The sequence below is a fragment of the Pedobacter sp. V48 genome (genome assembly GCF_000523515.1).
Classification (GTDB): Bacteria; Bacteroidota; Bacteroidia; order Sphingobacteriales; family Sphingobacteriaceae; genus Pedobacter.
The window spans coordinates 504,969-526,654 of sequence record NZ_AWRU01000034.1 but is presented as its reverse complement, the minus strand read 5'-3'; the positions used below and the strand labels follow the sequence as shown (position 1 = coordinate 526,654).

Annotated in this window: 23 protein-coding genes; 10 read left to right on the top strand and 13 right to left on the bottom strand. The window is 43.0% G+C overall.

What is annotated here, in order from left to right; all coding sequences use genetic code 11:
• Positions 1-7: 7 nt before the first annotated feature.
• The 5 genes from N824_RS27800 to N824_RS27780 form a co-directional block, all read right to left on the bottom strand.
• Positions 8-1,393 carry a chloride channel protein gene (locus N824_RS27800; RefSeq protein ID WP_152542477.1) on the bottom strand — a complete coding sequence of 462 codons (1,386 nt, stop codon included), beginning with the start codon at positions 1,391-1,393 and terminating at the stop codon, positions 8-10.
• Between the two features lie 72 nt (positions 1,394-1,465).
• Entirely contained in the window at positions 1,466-2,146 is a 681-nt protein-coding gene (locus N824_RS27795) for a hypothetical protein (protein WP_048908330.1), read from the bottom strand.
• Positions 2,147-2,270: 124 nt separating this feature from the next.
• Positions 2,271-2,840, bottom strand: coding sequence for a translation initiation factor IF-3 (gene infC, locus N824_RS27790; RefSeq protein WP_084498475.1), 570 nt, complete (start codon positions 2,838-2,840; stop codon positions 2,271-2,273).
• A gap of 170 nt (positions 2,841-3,010) precedes the next feature.
• Positions 3,011-3,766 (bottom strand): 4-hydroxy-tetrahydrodipicolinate reductase, encoded by a 756-nt coding sequence (locus tag N824_RS27785; protein ID WP_200869945.1) that lies wholly within the window; start codon positions 3,764-3,766, stop codon positions 3,011-3,013.
• A 57-nt stretch (positions 3,767-3,823) separates the two neighbouring features.
• Entirely contained in the window at positions 3,824-6,046 is a 2,223-nt protein-coding gene (locus tag N824_RS27780) for a bifunctional alpha,alpha-trehalose-phosphate synthase (UDP-forming)/trehalose-phosphatase (RefSeq protein ID WP_048908329.1), read from the bottom strand.
• A gap of 251 nt (positions 6,047-6,297) precedes the next feature.
• Between N824_RS27780 and N824_RS27775 the strand changes: the two genes are divergently transcribed.
• The 6 genes from N824_RS27775 to N824_RS30010 all read left to right on the top strand — a co-directional run bounded on the left by N824_RS27775 (position 6,298) and on the right by N824_RS30010 (position 12,992).
• Positions 6,298-8,169 carry a mechanosensitive ion channel family protein gene (locus N824_RS27775; RefSeq protein WP_048908391.1) on the top strand — a complete coding sequence of 624 codons (1,872 nt, stop codon included), beginning with the start codon at positions 6,298-6,300 and terminating at the stop codon, positions 8,167-8,169.
• The gene (locus N824_RS27770; protein WP_048908328.1) at positions 8,169-9,410 is read left to right on the top strand and encodes a sodium:proton antiporter; all 1,242 of its coding nucleotides are present in this window, start codon (positions 8,169-8,171) and stop codon (positions 9,408-9,410) included. The genes N824_RS27775 and N824_RS27770 overlap by 1 nt, the downstream gene beginning before the upstream one ends.
• Before the next feature lie 48 nt (positions 9,411-9,458).
• Positions 9,459-10,781: a TIGR00341 family protein gene (locus N824_RS27765; RefSeq protein ID WP_048908327.1), complete on the top strand. Its 1,323-nt coding sequence runs from the start codon at positions 9,459-9,461 to the stop codon at positions 10,779-10,781.
• 223 nt (positions 10,782-11,004) lie between these two features.
• Positions 11,005-11,697: a PRC-barrel domain-containing protein gene (locus N824_RS27760; protein ID WP_048908326.1), complete on the top strand. Its 693-nt coding sequence runs from the start codon at positions 11,005-11,007 to the stop codon at positions 11,695-11,697.
• Between the two features lie 171 nt (positions 11,698-11,868).
• On the top strand, positions 11,869-12,345 hold the full coding sequence (locus tag N824_RS27755; RefSeq protein ID WP_048908325.1) for a hypothetical protein: 477 nt from the start codon (positions 11,869-11,871) through the stop codon (positions 12,343-12,345).
• Positions 12,346-12,662: 317 nt separating this feature from the next.
• Positions 12,663-12,992: a four-helix bundle copper-binding protein gene (locus tag N824_RS30010; protein ID WP_084498474.1), complete on the top strand. Its 330-nt coding sequence runs from the start codon at positions 12,663-12,665 to the stop codon at positions 12,990-12,992.
• Positions 12,993-13,013: 21 nt separating this feature from the next.
• Here N824_RS30010 and N824_RS27750 read toward each other — a convergent pair whose 3' ends face one another.
• From N824_RS27750 to N824_RS27725, 6 genes are all read right to left on the bottom strand, one after another.
• Positions 13,014-13,598, bottom strand: a complete 585-nt coding sequence (locus tag N824_RS27750) for an RNA polymerase sigma factor (protein WP_048908324.1) — start codon at positions 13,596-13,598, stop codon at positions 13,014-13,016.
• A 171-nt stretch (positions 13,599-13,769) separates the two neighbouring features.
• Positions 13,770-14,321, bottom strand: a complete 552-nt coding sequence (locus N824_RS27745; protein WP_048908323.1) for a fasciclin domain-containing protein — start codon at positions 14,319-14,321, stop codon at positions 13,770-13,772.
• A gap of 169 nt (positions 14,322-14,490) precedes the next feature.
• On the bottom strand, positions 14,491-14,685 hold the full coding sequence (locus N824_RS27740) for a hypothetical protein (protein WP_048908322.1): 195 nt from the start codon (positions 14,683-14,685) through the stop codon (positions 14,491-14,493).
• 111 nt (positions 14,686-14,796) lie between these two features.
• Positions 14,797-15,279: a YkgB family protein gene (locus tag N824_RS27735; RefSeq protein ID WP_048908321.1), complete on the bottom strand. Its 483-nt coding sequence runs from the start codon at positions 15,277-15,279 to the stop codon at positions 14,797-14,799.
• Positions 15,280-15,314: 35 nt separating this feature from the next.
• Positions 15,315-15,809, bottom strand: a complete 495-nt coding sequence (locus N824_RS27730; protein ID WP_152542476.1) for a thioredoxin family protein — start codon at positions 15,807-15,809, stop codon at positions 15,315-15,317.
• A gap of 10 nt (positions 15,810-15,819) precedes the next feature.
• On the bottom strand, positions 15,820-16,524 hold the full coding sequence (locus N824_RS27725; protein ID WP_052334280.1) for a peroxiredoxin-like family protein: 705 nt from the start codon (positions 16,522-16,524) through the stop codon (positions 15,820-15,822).
• Positions 16,525-16,679: 155 nt separating this feature from the next.
• Here N824_RS27725 and N824_RS27720 point away from each other — a divergent pair, with 155 nt between their 5' ends.
• The 4 genes from N824_RS27720 (at position 16,680) to N824_RS27700 (ending at position 20,000) form a co-directional block, all read left to right on the top strand.
• Positions 16,680-17,981 (top strand): spondin domain-containing protein, encoded by a 1,302-nt coding sequence (locus N824_RS27720; protein ID WP_048908319.1) that lies wholly within the window; start codon positions 16,680-16,682, stop codon positions 17,979-17,981.
• A 116-nt stretch (positions 17,982-18,097) separates the two neighbouring features.
• Positions 18,098-18,709: a sigma-70 family RNA polymerase sigma factor gene (locus N824_RS27715; protein ID WP_235207334.1), complete on the top strand. Its 612-nt coding sequence runs from the start codon at positions 18,098-18,100 to the stop codon at positions 18,707-18,709.
• 5 nt (positions 18,710-18,714) lie between these two features.
• A complete protein-coding gene (locus N824_RS27710) occupies positions 18,715-19,002 on the top strand; it encodes a hypothetical protein (protein ID WP_048908317.1) in 288 nt (95 codons plus the stop codon).
• A gap of 515 nt (positions 19,003-19,517) precedes the next feature.
• Positions 19,518-20,000: a DoxX family protein gene (locus N824_RS27700; protein WP_048908315.1), complete on the top strand. Its 483-nt coding sequence runs from the start codon at positions 19,518-19,520 to the stop codon at positions 19,998-20,000.
• Positions 20,001-20,354: 354 nt separating this feature from the next.
• Here N824_RS27700 and N824_RS27695 read toward each other — a convergent pair whose 3' ends face one another.
• Positions 20,355-21,068 (bottom strand): AAA family ATPase, encoded by a 714-nt coding sequence (locus N824_RS27695; protein ID WP_048908314.1) that lies wholly within the window; start codon positions 21,066-21,068, stop codon positions 20,355-20,357.
• Entirely contained in the window at positions 21,069-21,467 is a 399-nt protein-coding gene (locus N824_RS27690) for a hypothetical protein (RefSeq protein ID WP_048908313.1), read from the bottom strand.
• Positions 21,468-21,686 lie beyond the last annotated feature (219 nt).

Below are 21,686 nucleotides of genomic sequence, written 5' to 3'. Positions count from 1 at the left end.
GTTTAGTCTAATTAGCCGGCTTTTTATTTTCGTTTTCAAGGGATTCTTCTGCTGCTAAATCTTTGATGTATTGAACTTTTAAATGATCATAAAGGGAATGTTTGTCTATCAGGATAGAAACTACGCTTGAAATCATACCTGCAAGGATCAAATGAAAAATCACACTATGGCGATTGGTCATTTCCAGTACCAGGATGGCTGAGGTGAAAGGGGATCTGGTCACTCCGGTCAAAAAGCCCACCATCCCGGAAAGGATCAGTAAGTTGGTATTGGCCTCAGAGAGCTGAAACCAACCGGACACCATCGAACCGATACTGGCTCCGGAAGCCAAGGCAGGTGCAAAGATCCCGCCTGATGCACCTGTTGTGAAGGACAATAATGGCCCGATAATCCGCAATATGGGGGTGTACCAGCTGACATACCTGTCCTGAGAAAATAGGGTAGTTTGCATGATCTCTTTGCCTGAACCAAGAACATCATAGCTGATAAACGTCGCTATTGTGCCCAAAATCAGTGCGCAGCAACCCGCATAGAGTACGTGCTGGTGAGTGAATTTGAGTCTGGATTTCCATTTTAAAATTACCAGGATTACCTTCGACATTGCACTGCCCAGTAAGCCGGAAATGATGGCAACCAGAACCACGCCAAAAAAGATATAACCGGACAAGTCTATAATTTTGGGATAACCTAAATACAAATAAGGACCTAGAATGCCCTGGGCCGTAAGGCCCGCTATGATTACAGAGGAAAAGATCGCCGTTTTGAAATAACTGAAATGAGTCTTGGTAAGCTCCTCGATGGCAAATACAATACCTCCCAAAGGCGTATTAAAAGCGGCAGCTAACCCAGCAGCTGCACCAGTAATGATCATATTTTTCTTAGCCACCTTAGGCCACCATTTGGGCAATAGGTCATTTACCTGCCTGAAAACTGAAGCAGCGATCTGGATTGTGGGGCCTTCCCGTCCGATTGCGCCACCGCCCACTGCCATCACAAGGCTGGAGGCTATCTTTACCAACATTACCTTCAAGCTCAGCAAACGGCTCACTTGCTTGTCGGTCTTAGGACCAGTAATTTCAATTGCAGCAACAACCTGGGGAATTCCGCTGCCTTTTGCATATGGTGCCAAACGGACTACCAGCCACCAGGCGAATATAAAGCACATTGGCATCAGGATAAACAATGCCCAGGGATACGCACTGTATAAATATTTGGTAACAGACTCTGCGAGCAAAAAAAACTTAGTATAGACAACTGCGATCAAACCGGTAAGAATGGAAGCGACCCAAAAAGGAATGGCCTGCAATACGTTTTTCTTGTAGGTATGATTGTTCAGGCGATCAAAGACCTTTTTAAAATAACTACGTGTTTCTTGAATCAGGTTTTTTATCATATAATCAGTGGTGAAACTTTAAAAAGCAATTGTCAACCTTTGAAATTTAAATATTGCGAGCCTCGGAGGCATTTAATCTGCTGACGTAAAGTCTTCCAGATGGGTTTTTTGGCAATGCTCCAGTTCTCCCGAAGCCAGGTCTATTTCCAACTGGAAGTTGTCCCAGTTTATCGACCGGACTTTTTTTACAGGGATTAGGTTAAACTCCTCCGGATCAAAAAAATGCTGAATCACCAGATTCGATATTTTCCATGACACGGTGTCAACCAGAAAATCTTCAACTTCTCCCAAAAACCCATCGCTGTTAGAAACGGTATAATCTCTGACATGAGTAAAGCTTCGAAGATGCGGATCACCATATTCCTGATCTTTATCCTCACTTCTCAGGGAATGAAAACTACGCGGAAGATTCTCATCAAACATGCTGCGACTGCTGTAGTCCGGCCAGGAATGATGATTAAAAAGAGATTCTTCCTCCTGTTTTGAAACGGGAATAGACGCTTCTTCAACAGGATACTGTCTGATTTCCTTATTTGTCAATGTAACCTGTATACTGCTTTCGGTTAAACCAGTTTGAAGAACCGTAAAAGGAGATATCACCCATTGATGCTTCAAGAGCCACCATCGGGCTTCCACTATCAAATAACGTACATTCCAGGTATTGTCATCAAAATAAATATCCTTGATGACCCCGAATTTTCCATCCTTTGCCTTAACAGAAGATCCAATCAGATGTTGTATGCTTTTCAACATATAAACCAGCCGAATGCAATGAAATCGCTTAAATCTGGTTAGAAAAGGGCATTCATCCGGTGGGTTGCTAAAGATAGAAATTTCAACCCGCAAAAACTAAATTATTCCCGATTGACTCAAGCAGTTATTTTTTACCGGCTTTGGGACCCAGGGTCAGAAACATCCGTTTTCCTTCTAGTTTGGGAAAGAGTTCTACTTTACCTACGTCTTCCAGTGCCTGCGCAAATTTCAGCAGCAGAATTTCTCCCCTGTCCTTGTATACAATAGACCTTCCCTTGAAATGAACAAATGCCCGGACCTTTTCCCCGCTTTCAAGAAAAGAAACTGCATGCTTAAGTTTAAATTGAAAATCATGATCGTCTGTGTTCGGACCGAACCGAATATCCTTGATAATGGTCTGTTTGGCGTTTGCCTTAATCTCCTTGTCTTTTTTCTTCTTCTCGAACAGAAACTTATTGTAATCTATGACCCTGCATACAGGCGGAGCCGCCTTTGGAGATATTTCGACCAGATCAAGTCCTTGCTCTTCCGCAATCTCTATGGCTTTTGCCAAGGGATATACACCGGTCTCGATGTTGTCCCCTACCAGGCGCACCTCGGGAGAGGTAATGAAGTGATTGATCTTGTGTTCTGCTTCTTTCTTTTTGAAGGGTATACGTGCACCCCTGATGTATCCTGCTTTTTTTAATGCCAAATTTGAAAAGTTTTAGTGAATAATTAATAATTTAAAATGCTCTCACATGCTTAAAATAGCCAATTTATAAGGGTTATCCGTGAAAAAACTCAGGATATGACTTTAAATCAAGATTTCTGTTGTCCAATCGTAACGCCTGTGTTTTTAATACCCAGCTTTAATACAGAAAATCAGAATTTAAAATACGGCCTTAGTAAATCCTCGAAGTTATAGAGTCCGGACGGCAAGGGTAACAAGTTCCTGGCAACGAAAATTGCCCCGTTTCCAAATGCTTCCCTTGAAATCGACTCATGAATCAGACGCACAGTTTGAAAAGGGAAACCAAATATCAGCTCATGTTTTCCGACTATGCCACCCGCCCTAACCGAATTGATTTGGGATATATCCAAATCAAGAGCGTGGGCGATTTTTATGGCAGTTCCTGACACCCCCTCTTTCTGCTTAAAATGCTCTTCAATGATTTCGATATCTACCCCTGGGGCAATGTGCTGTAGAAATTTTGCCGAAAATAAAAGATAGTTTACACCCAGGGTTATGTTTGGTGACCAGAAAACAGTCGTCAATTCAGCGAGTTCGTTCAAAAGGGTGAGTTCAGCCTCGGCATAATGTGATATGGCAGAAATGATCTTAATATTTTTTCCAGCGGCATACCTGCCATAGATATGAATGCTTTCGGCCGAGGAAAAATCAATGAGCACGTCTACAGGGTGATGATCCAGCAGATCCGGGATCGAAATATGTTCAGCTGAGAAGATAAGTCCAGGCTCGTCACTCTGTAGTCCTAAAAATTCGGGCACTGAACGATGCTCCAGCACAGTAGTCTTCCTATATACCCATTCTAAGGAAAACTCCTTGTTTTGCAACACCACAGAAGCTACCGCCTTGCCAGTCCTTCCAAATCCAATTAATCCTGTTTTAATTTTCATACCAGCGCAATATATAAACGAGCAGGGAATATCCTCACCTTAGTTGATACTTTTTGATCAAACCCGTTCCATGGGCTGACAGCAGGCAATGGAATCCAGCAACGAAAACACAAGGAAAGGTGTGTAAAGATTGTATGCCGCGAAAGAGGCCTGATGACCTACTTTGACGGTATAAGCAGAAGGGTTTTTAGCCAGAATTTTGAACATGTCTTCGTCCGTCTGGTCATCACCAATACACAAAACAAAATCATAATTTTTCCCGTCCAGAATTCGGGCCGCAGAAAGCCCTTTGTTAATGCCCTTATTACGAACTTCTATAACTTTGTGTCCGTTCAATACATCCAGTGGCATTTGTACCGTATACTCCACAAGCTCTTCATGCAGATCCTTAGCTCGTCTACTGGCCAAAAAGGGGTCGGCATTCCTGTAGTGCCAGGCCAGGGAAAAGTCCTTTTTTTCAATAAAAGAATCCGGACTCCTGAATACGTAGTGTTGCATAATCCTTTCGATCTTCTCCTTCCAGTTGGTGGATTCTGCAAGCGCTTCATTCGACCATTTACCTCCTGCAAGTCTGTTTTTAGCGCCATGCTCGGCAATCAGGCCAATGGGTAAATGACCCAGCCATTTATCAAGCGTAACACTATCCCTTCCGCTAATCACGTATACATCATTGCCTGGAACAGAACAGAGTGACTCTAAAAGCTGTATCAGCTCTTTGTTAGGAGAAGCCTTCGATGGATCTTTAGAGAAATTTACCAGCGTTCCATCATAGTCCAAAAGAAACAGTCTGTTTTTACTGGATTTGTAATCTTCAATCAATGCCGCCTTGGAGAAGCTATCGAGAAACTTAACCTCAAATTTTAACTGCAAAGCCTTAATCTGATCCAGCTCTCCAAAAAAATCTATAGCCCAGGCGTTCACATCATATTGCTGAACCAGCTGGCGCATGCTGCGCATACGTGAGCGTTGCTCCTCTTCCGACATTCCCAAACCAGCTGCGATTGTCTCAGCAAGCTCATCGGCATCGTTCGGATTAATCAGCAGTGCTTCTTTGAGTTCAGCGGCGGCCCCGGCCATCTCACTCAAAACCAGCACCCCCTTTTCGTCTTTGCGGCTTGCCACAAATTCTTTAGCTACCAGGTTCATGCCATCACGCAGTGGTGTAATCAAAGCCAGATCACACGTGGTGTATAGCGCATTCAGCTCATTAAAATCAAGATGGTCATACTGATAAATAACGGGCTGCCAGGAAATGTTGCCAATCGTGCTGTTCAGGTTACCAATAAACTCATCAATCATTTTCTTTTTTTCGCTGTACTTGGTGATTGTATCACGCGAAGGGACCATTACCAATACAAAAACGATGTTTCCTTTATACTCGGGATATCGTTGCAAAAAACGTTCAAATGCAATGAGCCGATTGTAAATCCCTTTGGTATAATCCAGCCGGTCGACCGAAAAAATCATCTTCTTTTTACCTTTCAGTTGCTGATACTTTTGACGAAGGGAATCTACGCCCGGGTGATCAAACGCCCCATTGAATAGATTAAAATCTATGCTTACCGGAAATGCATCAACCTGAACCTGCCTGTTTCCCCATTGGATATACTGGTTGTCATGTGTTGTTTTTAGTGACATATCTACCGTCTTCAGGAAATGGGCCACGTATTCTGCAGTATGAAAACCAATTAAATCCGCTCCGAGCATGCCTTCCAGCAATGCCTTTTGCCAGCGTTTTGGAATAACCCTGAACAGTTCGTAAGAAGGAAAGGGAATATGCAGAAATAACCCAATAGTAAGATCAGGAAATTTCTCCCGGAGCATTCCAGCCAGGGGAAGCAAATGGTAATCATGAATCCACACGACATCTCCAGGCTTGATCACTGCACTCAGCGTTCGGCAGAAAGCCTTATTGACTGTTATATAAGCATCAAAGAAAGCGGGTTCGTATTCTGCAAATGAAGGAAAGTAATGAAAAAGTGGCCAGAGCAACGAGTTAGAAAAGCCATTGTAATACTGTTCATATTCTTCCTCACTCGGAAACACAGGTAGATATTGATAACCGGTTTGCCCCAGATCGGTCGTATCCCATATTTCGCTGCCCACACCAGGTACGCCGGTCCATATCCGCTCCGAAAACACTTCTTTTCCATCACCACCCAGATAGGCATCCACAGCGGAGATCAAACCGCCGGAAGACTGGCGGGATTGGTATACATTTTCTTTTTTTTCAATAGTAAGTGGTAGTCGGTTTGAAACTATGAGCAATCTTTTCTGCATAATTAATTGGTTTAAAATGTAAATCCGACAAGTAAAATGAATAATTATAATCCCTATAACTGCGGAGTTGCCTTCAAGATTTCCCTAAAGCAGGAAAGGCAAAAAATATCACTGGAAATCAGCGATTGAGCTGCAAAGATACGAAATTTATTTTTAATGGCTTTTCTGAGCTTTACCGGCTACAGTTTTTCTCCATAGAAAATACCCCTCCAAATGAAAAAAAAACCTACATTTATTTCAATTGGATCGGAATGAAAAAAGTAGTCTTCAAACTATGTCTCTGTCTTTGGTTTTATCCGCTGGTGTTAATTGCCCGTCAGGATACCCTTAAGCAAAAACCAGATACGAGTCAGGTCAGGCAACTGAACAACGACCTGAACAAGGTGAAACAGCTCGCTGCTGAAAGACTTTCCGACTCGCTCAAAAGATCTGACCTGCAGGAACAGGTAGCCAGGCTTGGAACAGGGGATGATGCTAAACGAGAAACAATTATAGCAGAATTGAACGCACTTAAAAAACGTGATTCCCTGCATCTTGCCGAGCAAAAACAGCAGATAGATGCCCTAAGGAAAGTGATAAAAGGTGCACCTGTCGTTTATCGTAATGATACCCTGTTTTACATTTATACCAGGCAGGGAAGTTTTTCTGCCATTGACCGGGCCGAAGCAGTGGCAGTGAGAATGCTAAAACTGGCACAAGACCTCAGCTTTAAAACAGATTCTATAAAAGTACAAACAACTGAGGAGACCACCGATCTGGTTTATAAAAACGCCCTGCTTGTCTCCATTTCAGATCCGGATGCCCTCTGGAACCGGACTACAAAGACTGAACTCGCTGCCCTGTTAAAATCAAAGATCGGGACCGCTGTATTCATCCATCAGCAGGAAACCAGCTGGCAGATTTTGGCCAAGGAAGTATTGCTAACCTTGCTGGTCATTGTAGTGGTTTTTCTCCTGATTAAAGGCGTCAACCGGCTTTTTGCCTGGATGGAACTTGCTATACGAAACCGTCAGGGAAGGTTCAAAGATGGTATCCGGATCAGGAACTATGAATTACTAAATGCCGAGCGGCAATTGACGATTATTGCGGCTGTAGTTTCTTTTTTCAGATGGGCGGTGATCATCCTGGTGATCTACCTGGCCCTGCCGGTTCTGTTCGGAATATTTCCCTTCACCAGGGACCTCTCGGTCAGCCTGCTGAATTATATCCTTACTCCCTTAAAAAAGATCGGCTTTGCCGTTTGGGATTTCGTACCTAATATCATCACCATTTTAGTGCTGATCATTGTTTTCAGATATGTACTTCGCCTGCTGAGGTTTATTAAAACTGAAATTGAGCGGGGCAAATTGAACATCCCTGGGTTTTACGCTGACTGGGCCAGTCCAACCTATCAGATTGCCAGAGCATTGCTGCTTGCATTTATGCTGGTTGTGATCTTTCCTTATCTTCCAGGTCATGACTCAGACATTTTCAAAGGAGTTTCCGTATTTATGGGCGTGTTGTTCACCTTCGGATCAGCGGGGGCGTTGAGCAATGTCGTAGCAGGGTTGGTCCTGACCTATATGCGTGCTTTCAAAATTGGTGACCGTGTCAAAATCGGCGAGGTTACAGGAGATATTATCGGAAAGACCTTGCTGGTTACCCGGGTCCGGACCATCCAAAATGAGATCGTTTCCATACCAAATTCCACGGTAATGGGCAACCATACCGTAAACTATAGTGAAGAAGCCGGTAACAGCGGACTAATCGTCAACACAACCGTCACCATTGGGTATGATGTACCCTGGAGGCAGGTTCATCAGCTTCTGATTGATGCGGCACTCGCATCTGAGATGATAGAGCCTGAACCTAAACCTTATGTCTACCAGACCAGTCTGGATGATTATTATGTCAGTTACCGGATCAATGCTTATACCAAACAGCCCAACCGTCAGGCTGCTATTTATTCTTCTCTTCACGCCAATATTCAGGATCATTTCAACCAGGCGGGAGTTGAAATTATGTCTCCTCATTATAAGGCGCTGCGTGATGGCAACAGTACAACCATACCGGCTGATTATTTACCGCAGGATTATGCCGCGCCAGTTTTCAAAACTTCAACCGAACATCCTAAACAAGATTAATGAACACGCAGGAAATCATTGCAATAACGATCATATTAGCGGCAATTTTTGCCTACATCAACCACAGGTTTATCAAATGGCCCCCGACAATCGGTATTATGGTGCTTTCCCTGGTTTCTTCCATTTTATTGGTGAGCCTTGGCAATTCCAGATCCTTGCTGTCAGAAAAAGCTGTTCAACTGGCAACTTCAGTAGACTTTCATGAGGTGCTTATGAATTTCATGCTCAGTTTTTTACTTTTTGCCGGTGCCATCCATATCGATGCAGGCAAACTTCGAAAAGAACGTCTGCCAGTGATTGTACTGGCTACTGTCGGCATACTGATATCAACTTTTCTTATAGGTGGACTGGTGTGGTATCTTTTTAAATTATTCGAATTTCCGATACCGTTTATCTATTGTCTTTTATTTGGCGCCTTAATTTCCCCGACAGATCCGATTGCAGTATTGGGAATTCTAAAAAAAACAAATATTCCCCAATCTTTGGAATTAAAAATTTCGGGAGAATCCTTATTCAATGATGGCGTTGCCGTTGTAGTCTTTGTCAGCCTGGCCCAAATTGCGAGGTCTGCTTCAGGAGACTTTTCGGCACTTTCCATTACTACCTTGTTTTTAGAAGAAGCAGTGGGTGGGTTGATTTTCGGTTTATTGCTGGGTTATATCGGATACCTCGCCCTTCGCTCCATTGACGATTATAAGGTGGAGGTGCTGATCACATTGGCCATAGTGATGGGAGGCTACTTTATAGCCGGCCGGTTACATGTCTCGGGGCCACTGGCTATGGTTGTGGCAGGAATCATCACGGGCAACAAATCAAAGCGTGACGGCATGTCGGACCAGACCAGGGACTATCTTGGCAAATTCTGGGAACTGATCGATGAAATTCTCAACGCCGTACTGTTTTTATTTATAGGATTAGAAATGCTGATCATTAAAATTGACCAGACTATCTTCTTAATCGGGTTAATTACAATCTTGATTGTATTATTTGCCCGGTGGATTTCTGTTATACTGCCTGTTTATTTTCTGAAATACTGGATTACATTTGAAAAACATGCGGTCATTATGCTGACATGGGGTGGCCTAAGAGGCGGTATATCAGTTGCGCTGGCCCTCTCTCTGAGCCCTGCCATGTACAGGGATCAGTTTTTGCTCATTACTTATATCATTGTCGTGTTTTCAATTCTGGTCCAGGGCATGACTATTGGGTCTTTGGCAAAACGTCTGCAGGACAGAATGTGAACCGGATGGAAACAAAGGTGATTTACGTTCAAATTCATATCTTGCAACATGAATGAGATTTATTTAGCGGTCAGACGATTCTTACACTACCGCTTCAGTCTTCATGAAGATAATGCGGAAGAAAGTGACACCGTAGAATCCATCAGAAAAAATGTAGAATTTAAGGGTGCAAATCTCTGGACGCTTATTTTTGCCATTTTTATCGCATCTATTGGCCTGAATGTAAACTCGACTGCTGTAATTATCGGTGCCATGCTCATTTCTCCGTTGATGGGACCAATCATGGGGTTGGGTTTGGGAATTGGCATCAATGATATTGAACTTGTAAAAAAGGCTGTCAGAAATCTCGCCATTGCTACCGTAATAAGCATCATCACGTCCACGCTATATTTTTGGATCACACCGTTACATGAGGCATCCTCTGAACTTCTTGCGCGTACATCTCCTTCCATCTGGGATGTCTTCATTGCCGGCTTCGGCGGTCTCGCCGGGATTATCGCTGCAACCAGGAAGAAAAAAAGCAATGCCATTCCGGGCGTTGCCATCGCTACCGCACTGATGCCACCCCTGTGTACAGCGGGTTACGGGCTCGCCTCGGGTAACATTTATTTTTTTATTGGTGCCATCTATCTATATTTCATCAATAGTATCTTTATCTGCGTAGCCACATACCTGATTGTGCGATACCTAAAATTTCACAAAACAGAGTTCGAAGATAAAGTTTACCAAAAAAGAGTACGCCGATACATTTTGATCATCGTTCTGGTTACAGCTGCACCAAGCGTATATCTGGCATATAGGATTGTAGATCGCGGCATATTTGAAAACAACGCCAGGGCTTTCATCGATAAGGAATTAAGTTATACCAATACCCAGGTCATCACCAGGAATTATAAATATAGCAGAAAAGGAAACGAAATTGACTTACTCCTGCTTGGAAAGGAACTGACGGCGCTACAGATCGACAGCCTTAAGAAAAAGCTGCCGAGCTATAATCTGAATAGAACGAAACTTAGCATCCGTCAGGGACTAAATGCAAAAAACGAACTCGATTTTTCCCAGATCAAAGCCAGTATCCTGGAAGCCGTGTATAGAAAAGATTCAACCAGCAATAAGGAAAACGCTTATCAGGCAATAGACATGTCTATCCCTGATCTGAACAATGAGCTCCGGTCACTTTATCCCAGCTTGTCTTCATATAGCATCAATCACGTTGAAGTAAAACACCTTGATACCACCAAAAGAGATACTGTAACGCTGGCATTGATGAACTTCAGGTCAAAGATCTCTGCTGGCGAACAGAATCGCCTTCAGCGGTGGCTCAAAACTCGCTTAGGGTCCGACTCGTTGAAAGTTTTAATGGATAAATAATTCCTATTCATTGATCCGTTACTTCCTGGAAGACTATCTTACCTCAACATAGATTAAGGAATAAGAATTCTGGATGCATTTCGTTATAGTTCATACAAAGATATCTCCCAGTTCAGAAGCGACCTGGCAAAATAGAGATGATTTATATGAACTATAGCATATTTTTTATAAATTACAACAAACGTTCATCCAATGCGCTCCAATTACGTGATAAAACCAAAAGATGCAGATACATAGCGACCAACTTTATGGAGTTACCCTGACCGCCACTGATGGCAAAATTGGTACGGTGAAAGACCTTTATTTCGATGACGAGAACTGGATACTACGTTATCTTGTTGTTGAAACCGACAGCTGGCTTTTTAAACGTAAAGTACTCATTTCTCCATGTGCACTAGTTTTTAACGAGAAGCTCAATTTGGATGCCCTGCCTGTAAGCTTAAGCAAGGAACAAATCAAAAACAGTCCACATATTGACACCGATATGCCGGTTTCTCGCCAAGAGGAGTCAAGTCTTTTTAATCACTATTCATGGCCGGTAAATGGCAGGGCGGGTTTGGGTTATCCCACCACAGCAATGCTAAAAGAAGTTTCTGCACAGCAAAGCAGGCTGGAACATCAGGATAAATTTGACCCCAATCTGCGTAGCCTCCAGCACATCTCCCAATATAGTGTACATAATCCGGAGGGAATTATCGGACGAGCCAAAGACCTGGTCATCGAGCTGCCGGACTGGACAATACCTTACTTGCTAATAGACGATATATTTACTTCGGACGAAGAAAGGGTCTTAGTCTCCACCGATCAAATTGTTTCAATTGATTGGAATACGCGGCAGATTTCTGTTTCTATGAGTCGTGATGAACTGCAAAAAGCATATAGAATAAATCCTCCGGGTTTCTTTTCGAACCGGTGAAGATCCTTTAATCCCCGATTTACTTGGAGATATGGCAGGTATTAATTAATTCCGATATACCTAATTCCCAATCAGAACCTTTTCCATGCGAAATGAGTGTCTATTAACAATACTAATGATTAAACATTAAGCTGAAAACACCCCTGTTTTATAATTTTAATGATCTACTCTATGAGAATGCTTTTAGTCTTTATGATCACATGCTGTTGTTATTTTCATTCTTCTTGTCAATCTGGCAAAAAGAAATTAGTTGCCTACAATATCGACTCCTTACTGAAAACACCTGTAGTATTGCCCGATTCCGGATACTCGATTAAAGATATCGAATTTGTTGCTAAATACGGAGGCGAAGCCCGGGAGATTGAAGGTTCTCTCAGAGATCGTTTCTTGCAGATTCAGACCCAATGTCCGCAAATTAAGTGGGAAGCTACGAATGCCACTGCAGCTTTTCGCATAGGTGATACAACGGTGTTTCTTCCGTTAGCCGGTGGCCACAATGGCAAACTCAGTTTTCTCGTAGATTCTTGGGGTAATACATTCGCGCCTGAAGTAAGGGTAAAAGCCAGAATGATTGCAAATAAATATTTAAGATATGGCGTAAAACGTGATTTTCTTGTCAAAGAAATTGAAGTTATAAAACAGAATTAGCGTGGCAGGCTTGGATGGAGTTAACGGGCTCGTTAATATATGAAGAGCGTTACAATTGTGACAGATGTGGCCTTTTGGAATCATTCCTCGGGCCATTAAGCTAGAATTGCAAAGTTGTTACTCTATTTAGCTGGCCACGTCTGTTAACTGTGGTTTATAAGCTCCCATACTCTGCGGGTGATAAAGAAGACCGAAAAATAGAAACAGAATTCAAATTGGCTTCATATGACAGCTGACTATGCATTGGTCTAGAAATTCATTTTTTTAAAACCTGCATCGTAAGCCATTGTTCTTTAAATGAACAAAAGTTAGAAATTATGGGATATCATGATTGGAAATCTTGCATCGACGCATGTTTGGAATGTGCGGCGGTGTGTAATCACTGTGCTGCTTCCTGCACCAAGGAAGAAGACATTAAAATGATGGCCGGCTGTATTGAGCTGGATATGCAGTGTGCGGCGGTTTGTTATGCTTCAGCCCAGCTGATGAGTATGGGCAGTGATCAGGCAAAAAAACTTTGCGCGATATGTGCTGAACTATGTGATACCTGCGGAGCCGAATGCGGAAAGCATCAAACATCGCATTGTCAGGAATGCGCCAGGATATGTAAATCCTGTGCGGAAGAATGCCGTAAAATGGCCGCCTAAAATTATTAACCCCGGGGCGGGCTAAAAGTATTCACGAAGTGAATTGATTGCCCGCCTTAATTTTGTCTTTACCGTACCCAACGGCATCTCCAGCCTCGCAGCAGCTTCCGATTGGGTATAACCCTGAAAGTAGATGAGATCCAGGAGTTCCTTTTCAGAAGGATGAAGCGTATTTGTAAGTTGCTTAATACCTATAGTATCCGGATTCAGGGCAACCTGGTAATTGTTGTCCAGTTCAGGAGAGAAATCCTCAATGTGCTGGTTTTTACTTTCATTAATCTGTGACCTGCTTCTTAAATAATCGATAGATTTATGTCGTGCCGTCGCTGCCATCCAGGTAAACAGCCTACCTCGTGAGGAATCGTAGCCATCTATGGAACTCCAGATTTTCAGAAAGGTTTCCTGAAGTACATCTTCAGCAGCTACATCAGACCTAACAATCCTCGATATAATTCCCATTAATGCCGGGGCATACATCTTGTAGAGTAGCTTAAACTGGATCTCGCACTTTCTTTGAATGCCGCGGACCAGTTCGTCTTCAGCAATTCTGAGTGAGATGACAGGGACTTGAAGCTCGGTATAATTTGGTAATTGTATTGCGATCATCAGTAACAGTTAACAATTTGATAACAAATCAAGTCTGCCTTTGCTTGAGATATCGTTAAAAACACCATCAAAAAGAAACAACCTGCAGGAGTTAACTGGATTTGGTTTCCGGCAACAAAAAAAGCCGGTGCTCCATGGCAACCGGCTTCAATTACCCTCTCCTTAAGCCAATTAGTTTGGCATCAATACGGTATCGATCACATGGATCACCCCATTTTTCTGCATGACGTCAGCAATCGTTACTGTGGCCATTCCACCTTTTTCGTCGTTGAGCATTAGTTTGTCGCCTTCCATCCAGGCCCATAGCTTGCCTCCGGCAACAGTAGTGAGTTCTGATTTACCACCACCCATTTTAATCGCTTTGGCAATGGCCTTTGAATCCATTTTACCTGCCACCACATGATAAGTCAGGATCTTGGTAAGGGTAGCTTTGTTTTCAGGTTTTAGCACCATGTCCACAGTTCCTGCTGGCAGTTTGTCAAAAGCAGCGTTTGTTGGCGCGAAAACAGTGAAAGGGCCTTTGTCTTTCAGGGTTTCAACGAGCCCAGCGGCTTTAACGGCAGCAACCAGGGTAGTATGGTCTTTAGAATTGACCGCATTGTCTACGATGTCTTTAGAAGCGTACATGGCTGCCCCGCCAACCATTGGATTTTTCTGCGCGTAAGTTTGAGTCGTAAAAGCCATAGCTACTAAGGCAACAATAGATAAAAAAATGTTTTTCATAGATAGATGTTTTGTTTTTCATAAGCAGATACGAGGAAATAAAAAAAAGGATGTTAAATTAATGATAAATGTGTTCAACTGCCTATAGGGGAAGACCTGATAAGCGATTAGCATACAAAAAAAGCCCGCCACAAAAGGTGCAGGCTCTTGATAGCTGGTCAGGCTAAAATTACTTTTTCATGGTGTCTTTCATCATAGTATCAGTAGCCATGGTATCCATTGCCGCTGAATCAGTAGACATCGTGTCCATAACGCTCATAGAGGTGTCAGCCATAGTAGAATCTCCTTTTTTCTCCGAAGAACAAGCTGCAACTGATAAAGAAATCGCAAGGGCTAAAAAGCCAAATTTGACTGCATTTTTCATAATAATTTAGTTTAGATTATAGGTTTTGTATAATTATAAATACCTGAAGACCCGAAAGGTAACCCTTTTTGAGTAGGCAAAATGACAACTGTCAGTTGTCATGATCGAATACTACCTTTTCCGTTTCACATTACTGGCTGCCATTGCCTCCCCGGCGGTCCACACAGACGCTCCCAGAAGCACCAGATCCTTTATCAGAAACTGGCCCGGCATGCCTGATATAAAAGGGAAGCTCATCCCTTGCTGCAGAATTCCGGGAGTGGAAACCAGAAAGCTCAGTGTTACCAAAAAAGTCAACACGCTGATCATACTTCCGATAGCTGAAAGTCTGCGCACGTAGGAACGGAGGGCGATCAAGATGCCAGCGGAAACTTCAATAATGCCTATCAGATTTGAAAATGTGCGCTGATTTAAAAAGCTCAGCATCCAGGAAAATAAGGGACTGTGCTGAGCCAGGGGATAAATGCTTTCAGCTTCGTAAGCTGTAAATTTTAACAATCCGATCCATACCAGGATGATAACCAGCCCATAACGGAGACTGATAGTTCCGGATTTTAAAAGAAAGTTTTGAGTTTTTAAAGTGCCGTTTTGCATGATAATTAAATGGTTTATATGGTGTCTAAAGGTCCTTACAGTTTTTTCTTTAATGCCTGCCGTCCAAAATTGATCAGCTGATCTGCGTCGAGATATCCTACAGCGCGAAGAATGATTTGACCTTTGGTATCCAGGATCAATAAGGCCGGATATTCATTGATCTCCCATTGCCCGGCTAGTTTTATCCCATCATCTTTTTCCATATCCATAGAAAGGTTTATGAAATTCTTGTTGAATAAGTCAGCGGCCTGTTTGTTTTTGAAGGTGGTGCTTTTTAGCTTTTTACAAGGCCCGCACCATTTGGCATAGGCATCCACAAAAATGAACTTCTGTTCAGACTTCGCTTTTTCTATGGCAATGGCTAAAGAATCCTCGATGAAAGCTATATGCCCGTTCTTTGCTACCCCATCCTGGGATGCAGCGTTTTGTGAATGACGCAGTAATTTTGCTCCCGCAAATGAACATAGTATCAGTATCGCTGCTGCCAGCACTGTGTGCATGGCAGTTTTCCGAATTATTTTTCCCTTCATCTCAAGCTGTTTATATTTCTTCACGCAAGGCACTTGCCGCTGCCTTCAGCAATTTCCCACTTAATCTTTGCGTAATATTTGGGTTGATGTATTCGAAAAGTATCATCCCTTTTTTATTTAAAATAAAAACCGATGGCACCGGCAGCAGCTTGTCAACATTCTTTCCTCCGGAGGCCTGTGGTAGAAAGCTATCATAACTTTTCGGGCCTTTAAAAGCAATACCGAAACGTTTGGCAGCATTCAGGTCGGCATCAGACAAGAGGGTATAGGAGAGCTTCTCTTTGGCCATCGTCTTTGCCAGGTTGTCCGGGGAATCCGTGCTGATGGCAAAGATTTGATAACCCATATCCACCAGGTCTTTTTCAATCTCCTGAAGGGCTGAAAGCTGTTTTGAGCAGTAAGGGCACCATCCTCCCCGGTAAAAGACCAGGATTGTAGGGCTTTGAGCGACATGGAGGTTTAAGTCCATCATTTCCCCCGTGGCTTTGGGTAACCGCAATACAGGCATCTGCTCCCCGGCCAGCAGGGGACTAATGTCCTGGGGCTTTAAAGGAACACCCGCAACCATTTTCAGTGTATCCTGAATTCTTATTTGGTGCTTATCTTTAGTTAAGGGTACTGCTAATGCGGTGCTGCTTACTAGAAAATTTCCGGTAAGCACCAGGGCAATCGACAAATTTTTCAATAAGGCATTACCTTTCAATCGTGTTTTCATATTTCTTTTTATCGCTTAGTCGGAAATACCCGCTTATCCTTACAAAAAAATATCTGAGCAATAGCCTGTTCTTCGGATTTCTGGCAGCAGTTAATTTTTTTAAAAATCTTGTAAGGAATTCTATCCGTTGCCGACCAAACAGAAAAACAAAACATATGAAAACTAGCAAAATCATCTCTTTAAGTGCAGCTGTTCTGCTTCCTTTATCTTTCCTGGCCTGTAAAAAAGACAATATGGTGCCGGCCGATGATATCGCAGAAGAATCAACGATCACGGTGCAGAATGTACTGCAGTCTAAGCCACTTGTAGAGTCAGGGACATTTCAGGGGACAGGAACCCCGCTGATCTTGCCGGGCCAATCTGTGACCATTCAATTTTCAGCGGCAAAAGGCGAAGCGCTGACATTTGCGACAATGTACGGAGCATCCAATGATCTATTTTTTGCGCCGGACAACCCAGGTTTCCCGGTTTACGACACTCAGGGCAAACCCATTGAAGGGGATGTTTCCGAAAAGGTAAAATTGTGGGACAACGGAACCCGGATCAACCAAAAGCCTGGTACCCTGGTTACCCATCCGGGAATTCAGGACAACAAACCAATAACTGAAGTAATCGGAGCCGATGCGCAGGGGAACCCCTATCTAGAGGCATCAAAACTCATAAAAGCCTCACTCAAATATGATGGTAACTCCAGATTTACCCTAACACTTCAGAATACATCAGGCGGGACGGCTAATGAGACTCCCTTGAGTCCTGGCGTTTGGGCTGTTTCATATATTGCCGGCGGTAACCTGCTCAGTCCCGCACCTTTGTTTACAAAGGACGCTCCTACGGCGAACGGACTCAGTTCGATAGCAGAAACGGGAAATAATGAACCCTTATATACTTATCTGAGTAACAATACCGGAATATTCACGCCCCTGTCTCCGGTACTAGTGGTAGTGTACAATGGGATAGATAACCCGCTTTATAAGCTTGGTGAGAATGACAGGAATCAGGGTCTGAAAGAACTTGCCCAGAGAGGAGACGCATCCTTACTGGCTACTTTTCTAAAAGGGAAAAACGGAATCAAAGCCGTATACGTGCTAGCCGCTGCAAACTCCACTGTATTGCTTCCAAAAATTGCAGAGCAGGCCGGTGGCGTAGTCTTACAGAAAATTTCAACGAAAAAAGGCGATCGCTTAGCGATAGCGACGATGTACGGGTTTTCTAACGACTGGTTCTTTGCCACCGGAGTTGAAGGAATCGATCCGCTGACCAAAGGCGATTTATCGGCAAGTATCGGCTTATATGACAATGGAACGGCAATAGACCAGTTTCCTGGCGCAGGAATTACGCAGTTCAATCTGGCCGGGACGCCGCTCGCTGAGAGCAAGCCGATCTCTGCTGTACCGAACCCAAACCCTTTTACCACCTTACCTGCTATCAAAGATTTCGTGAGGGTAACGATTCATTAGGCCAATATTTATTGCGCCGTTTTGGACAACAGAACGGTGCTCTTAAAATAGAATAAAAAAATTGTAAGGAATTGAGGTCAGGTCCGACTAAGCTGTGTCAAACTTTAAGATATTGTATGTTAAATTCACTTATGCAAACAGACGAGTCAACAATCAAAAACATGGGAAACAAAGCATTTGATCCGCACAATTGGGTGGATCAATATGCGGATTACCTGTATAATTACGCGTCCCTTCGTACTAATGATCAGGAAATGGCAAGAGACCTTGTACAAGAAACTTTTTTGGCCGCATTAGAACGTAAGGACAAATTTGAAGCAAGAAGTACTGAGAAAACCTGGCTAACCTCCATCTTAAAGAATAAAATAGTTGATGTATACCGTTCCAGATCGTCTGGATTTTTAAAACAGATGGAGCTGGTCGATGGTGAGGATACTGATTTTTTTGATCATGATGATGGTCACTGGAACGATCAGCACAGGCCGGCTAAATTAGGGATAGAGCAGTCCGATGCACTCGAAAACAAAGAATTCCAGAGGATATTACAAGCGTGTATGAAAAAATTGCCCTCTTTGTGGATGTCCGTGTTCACGATGAAACATATTGATGAAGAATCAACAGAAATAATTTGCAGGGAACTAAAAGTAAGTGCTTCGAACTTTTGGGTAATTATACACAGGACAAAGGTGAACCTTAGATCTTGTCTTCAAAAGAACTGGATTAATTGAGACCTATGAAAAAGCCAGACGCAGCAGAGTTAAAGAAAATAACCTACAATTGCAAAAAAGCGACCTATCTTATCGAGAAGCAGCAAATCGGAAAAATTACGCTTAAAGAGAAGCTAGAACTAAAGATCCATCTTACCGGATGTTCCATTTGCGTAACGTTCATGCAGCAAAGTGCGGTGATCAACCAGATGGCCAGACAGCTGTTTCACCAGGATAAAACTGAACTGAAGCTGGATGAGGGATTTAAAAAGGACCTGCAACAACGCATTGACCAAAAGCTAGGTAACAATTGATTTAGTGATGCAGATATTGAACCTTAAAGAAAGATACGGTGTAAATCCGGGACGAGCGGGAGTTCTCCTGCTAATCGCAACCTTTCTTTTGTTGGGTAATTGCCCCTTGAGGCAAAGTTTCCAGAATCTGCTAAAACGAACACACCACGTCAGCAGTCATAGCTCTGAACAAAAAAAACAGTTTAAACCCGTAGGTTGTCAGGGCCTGCAGGCTAAGGAAAATCTGATACTGGAAATACGGGAATTGAAATCAGGGTCTCTGATACCTTATATAGGCAGTTTTCTGCTGACATCCTTCTTTTTTAACCCCGTTTACCCTGACCTGGATGGGAAAACACGAGCAGACGCATTATTTCGTAATGTTCATGTTTACCATGTTCCAATTTATTTAGGGAACCGAGCCTTATTGATTTGAGATATTTTTTGAGTTGAAAAAGCCGTTACCCGGCAACAAGTGGTCATTCCTAAAAAGATGACCAGATCGATCTAACTTTAAACTTTTTTCAAATTATCAAATGACTAATTATTTTTTTTCAATGCTCAAGAGACAGGAGCAATGGGCTCCCCTGTTCCTGCGTTTAATTATTGGATTCGGCTTTATGGCTCACGGTTGGGCTAAACTAAGTAACGGCTCACCTGCGGGATTCGAAAAATTACTGAACTTCATAGGGGTCCCATTTCCAGCTTTCATGTCCTGGGCAGCGTCCATAATCGAACTTGCCGGTGGATTTGGGATATTTGTCGGATTTGCAGTACAAATTACGGCCATTCCCCTGATCTGCACGATGCTCCTGGCGATGTTCAGTATTCAGATGAATTACGGATTCAGTTCGGTTAAAACCATAGGACTGAATGCGCTGGGCCCTTTGTTCGGTCCGCCCGGATATGAGATCAACCTACTATATATCGCCGGACTGGTTTCTTTGATGTTAACAGGGGCCGGTAAGTTTTCTATCGATAAGATGTCGGTAAAAAAGCGAGGAACACTGAAGGTCTAATATTTGACTGCTCCGGAGAAGACGCGGCAGATGAAATCTATATATTGACCAACCCCGATACTGGTCCGGGGAACTCAAATGGTGGACTGTTTATGATACTTTGCTTTGGACCAGGCGTTTTAGCAAAAATATGAACATTCCGATCCATTTTACCGCTTAAGCACCCGAGAGCGCGGAGCCGGGTAAAATGTCAAGGACGGGCAGCAGGCCGGACCGAAGGATGGGGCTGCCCGCTTGTATATCCTTGACATTTTAATCCGGCGAGGGCTAGCTTTGCGGATGCGGTGAAAATGGAATTGCTTTTGCGCGGCTTTTACCCCAATAGAACCTCCGTAAATCTATTGTTATACCGGACTACCTCCCTATTCCCCTGCTGAAACCGTTATCGCGTTCCTGGCTTTTCCTCAGTTCTTCCTGTTTCTCGCGCTCCAGATTGATTTGATCCTGGATTCTCTTTTGTTGTTTCATTTCAATATCCTCGGGGATTTTCATCACCCAATCCGGCAGTTTCTCTGCCATCGCAGTAATAATCCCGTTTTTGATAGTCATCAAAGAAGCCATTTTAAAAGGCTCATGCTGACCAATTGTACTTTCCAGTATATCTACCGAATCAAACTGATCGTAAAAACAAACCAGATTGTTTAGCCCTCCGTTGAAATTATTACTCACATTTTCCGCATCGACAAAGTGTCCTCCGGCTTTGACTCTCAAATCAACCCTATTTATAGATGCTTCAACAGAGGGTAACCCAATAAAGATCATTCTGGTTTCATATCCCAATTCTCTAAACTGATTTACGGTTTCCATTACTTCTTTTGTTCTGAAATTAGTCTCAAGTGCAAAATCACTTGAGGTAGTGATGGCTTTCTCTTTTCGCGTTTGAAACACTATACCATTTGCAGCTTCGTATAAGGTACCACTGTCGGTCATGGGGTATTGGTGTTTTAGTATTGCCATTTCTTTATCTCCATCAAAGATGTCCGTCCCAGGTGGAACAAATGTTTCAGACAGGGTCGATTTGCCAGCCCCATTGGGGCCGCACAAAACATACAACTGTAAAGGTCTCATTTAATTCAGTTTGCGAACCACCTGAATGCTACCTGTTCCGGCATCCACACTAACCAATTCCTTCCGATCTGAGTACTCGTTAATGAAAAGGTCCGGCGTTGTACAAAGTGAATTCTTATACGTAACAAACGATCCGTTTTCCAGGTTTGCTTTTTCGGCTTCACGTATCTTGCCCTCCAGGAGTTCTGATTTTTCCTTTAAGGATCTTTCATGAAAGGGGACAAATGTTAGATTGGCCATAAGTTTATAAAATGGGCTTTTAGGATCAATGGCAGATCGCAGCCTTGGCCAATCACATAAGAGAACAAGGACACCCTGCGGAATCTCTTTCGCATCCACATAGATGCTTAGTGCCAATGGCATAAAATCTGGTACACTCAAATTTATGGAATTTTTCATGCTTTATCAAGTTAGTGTTATAAGTTAGTGGTTATAGAAATAGTAGGCCAGCCAGCTGGCAAAAGCCAGGAGTAAAATCAGTATGAGAAATACGATGATCACCCGCTTGGTCAATTTTGCGAAGTGATGATGATGCTGAATAGGAATGACATGCGGTATCCTTGATACGAGTTCCTTTATATCGCTCATACTTTGATCCATANWTTTTTGATGGTTGCT

Coding starts and splice junctions, on each gene's coding strand:
- N824_RS27800 (WP_152542477.1), bottom strand. CDS start 1,393: ATGATAAAAAACCTGATTCAAGAAACACGTAGTTATTTTAAAAAGGTC.
- N824_RS27795 (WP_048908330.1), bottom strand. CDS start 2,146: ATGTTGAAAAGCATACAACATCTGATTGGATCTTCTGTTAAGGCAAAG.
- N824_RS27785 (WP_200869945.1), bottom strand. CDS start 3,766: ATGAAAATTAAAACAGGATTAATTGGATTTGGAAGGACTGGCAAGGCG.
- N824_RS27780 (WP_048908329.1), bottom strand. CDS start 6,046: ATGCAGAAAAGATTGCTCATAGTTTCAAACCGACTACCACTTACTATT.
- N824_RS27775 (WP_048908391.1), top strand. CDS start 6,298: ATGAAAAAAGTAGTCTTCAAACTATGTCTCTGTCTTTGGTTTTATCCG.
- N824_RS27770 (WP_048908328.1), top strand. CDS start 8,169: ATGAACACGCAGGAAATCATTGCAATAACGATCATATTAGCGGCAATT.
- N824_RS27765 (WP_048908327.1), top strand. CDS start 9,459: ATGAATGAGATTTATTTAGCGGTCAGACGATTCTTACACTACCGCTTC.
- N824_RS27760 (WP_048908326.1), top strand. CDS start 11,005: ATGCAGATACATAGCGACCAACTTTATGGAGTTACCCTGACCGCCACT.
- N824_RS27755 (WP_048908325.1), top strand. CDS start 11,869: ATGAGAATGCTTTTAGTCTTTATGATCACATGCTGTTGTTATTTTCAT.
- N824_RS30010 (WP_084498474.1), top strand. CDS start 12,663: ATGGGATATCATGATTGGAAATCTTGCATCGACGCATGTTTGGAATGT.
- N824_RS27750 (WP_048908324.1), bottom strand. CDS start 13,598: ATGATCGCAATACAATTACCAAATTATACCGAGCTTCAAGTCCCTGTC.
- N824_RS27745 (WP_048908323.1), bottom strand. CDS start 14,321: ATGAAAAACATTTTTTTATCTATTGTTGCCTTAGTAGCTATGGCTTTT.
- N824_RS27740 (WP_048908322.1), bottom strand. CDS start 14,685: ATGAAAAATGCAGTCAAATTTGGCTTTTTAGCCCTTGCGATTTCTTTA.
- N824_RS27735 (WP_048908321.1), bottom strand. CDS start 15,279: ATGCAAAACGGCACTTTAAAAACTCAAAACTTTCTTTTAAAATCCGGA.
- N824_RS27730 (WP_152542476.1), bottom strand. CDS start 15,809: ATGAAGGGAAAAATAATTCGGAAAACTGCCATGCACACAGTGCTGGCA.
- N824_RS27725 (WP_052334280.1), bottom strand. CDS start 16,524: ATGAAAACACGATTGAAAGGTAATGCCTTATTGAAAAATTTGTCGATT.
- N824_RS27720 (WP_048908319.1), top strand. CDS start 16,680: ATGAAAACTAGCAAAATCATCTCTTTAAGTGCAGCTGTTCTGCTTCCT.
- N824_RS27715 (WP_235207334.1), top strand. CDS start 18,098: ATGTTAAATTCACTTATGCAAACAGACGAGTCAACAATCAAAAACATG.
- N824_RS27710 (WP_048908317.1), top strand. CDS start 18,715: ATGAAAAAGCCAGACGCAGCAGAGTTAAAGAAAATAACCTACAATTGC.
- N824_RS27700 (WP_048908315.1), top strand. CDS start 19,518: ATGACTAATTATTTTTTTTCAATGCTCAAGAGACAGGAGCAATGGGCT.
- N824_RS27695 (WP_048908314.1), bottom strand. CDS start 21,068: ATGAGACCTTTACAGTTGTATGTTTTGTGCGGCCCCAATGGGGCTGGC.
- N824_RS27690 (WP_048908313.1), bottom strand. CDS start 21,467: ATGAAAAATTCCATAAATTTGAGTGTACCAGATTTTATGCCATTGGCA.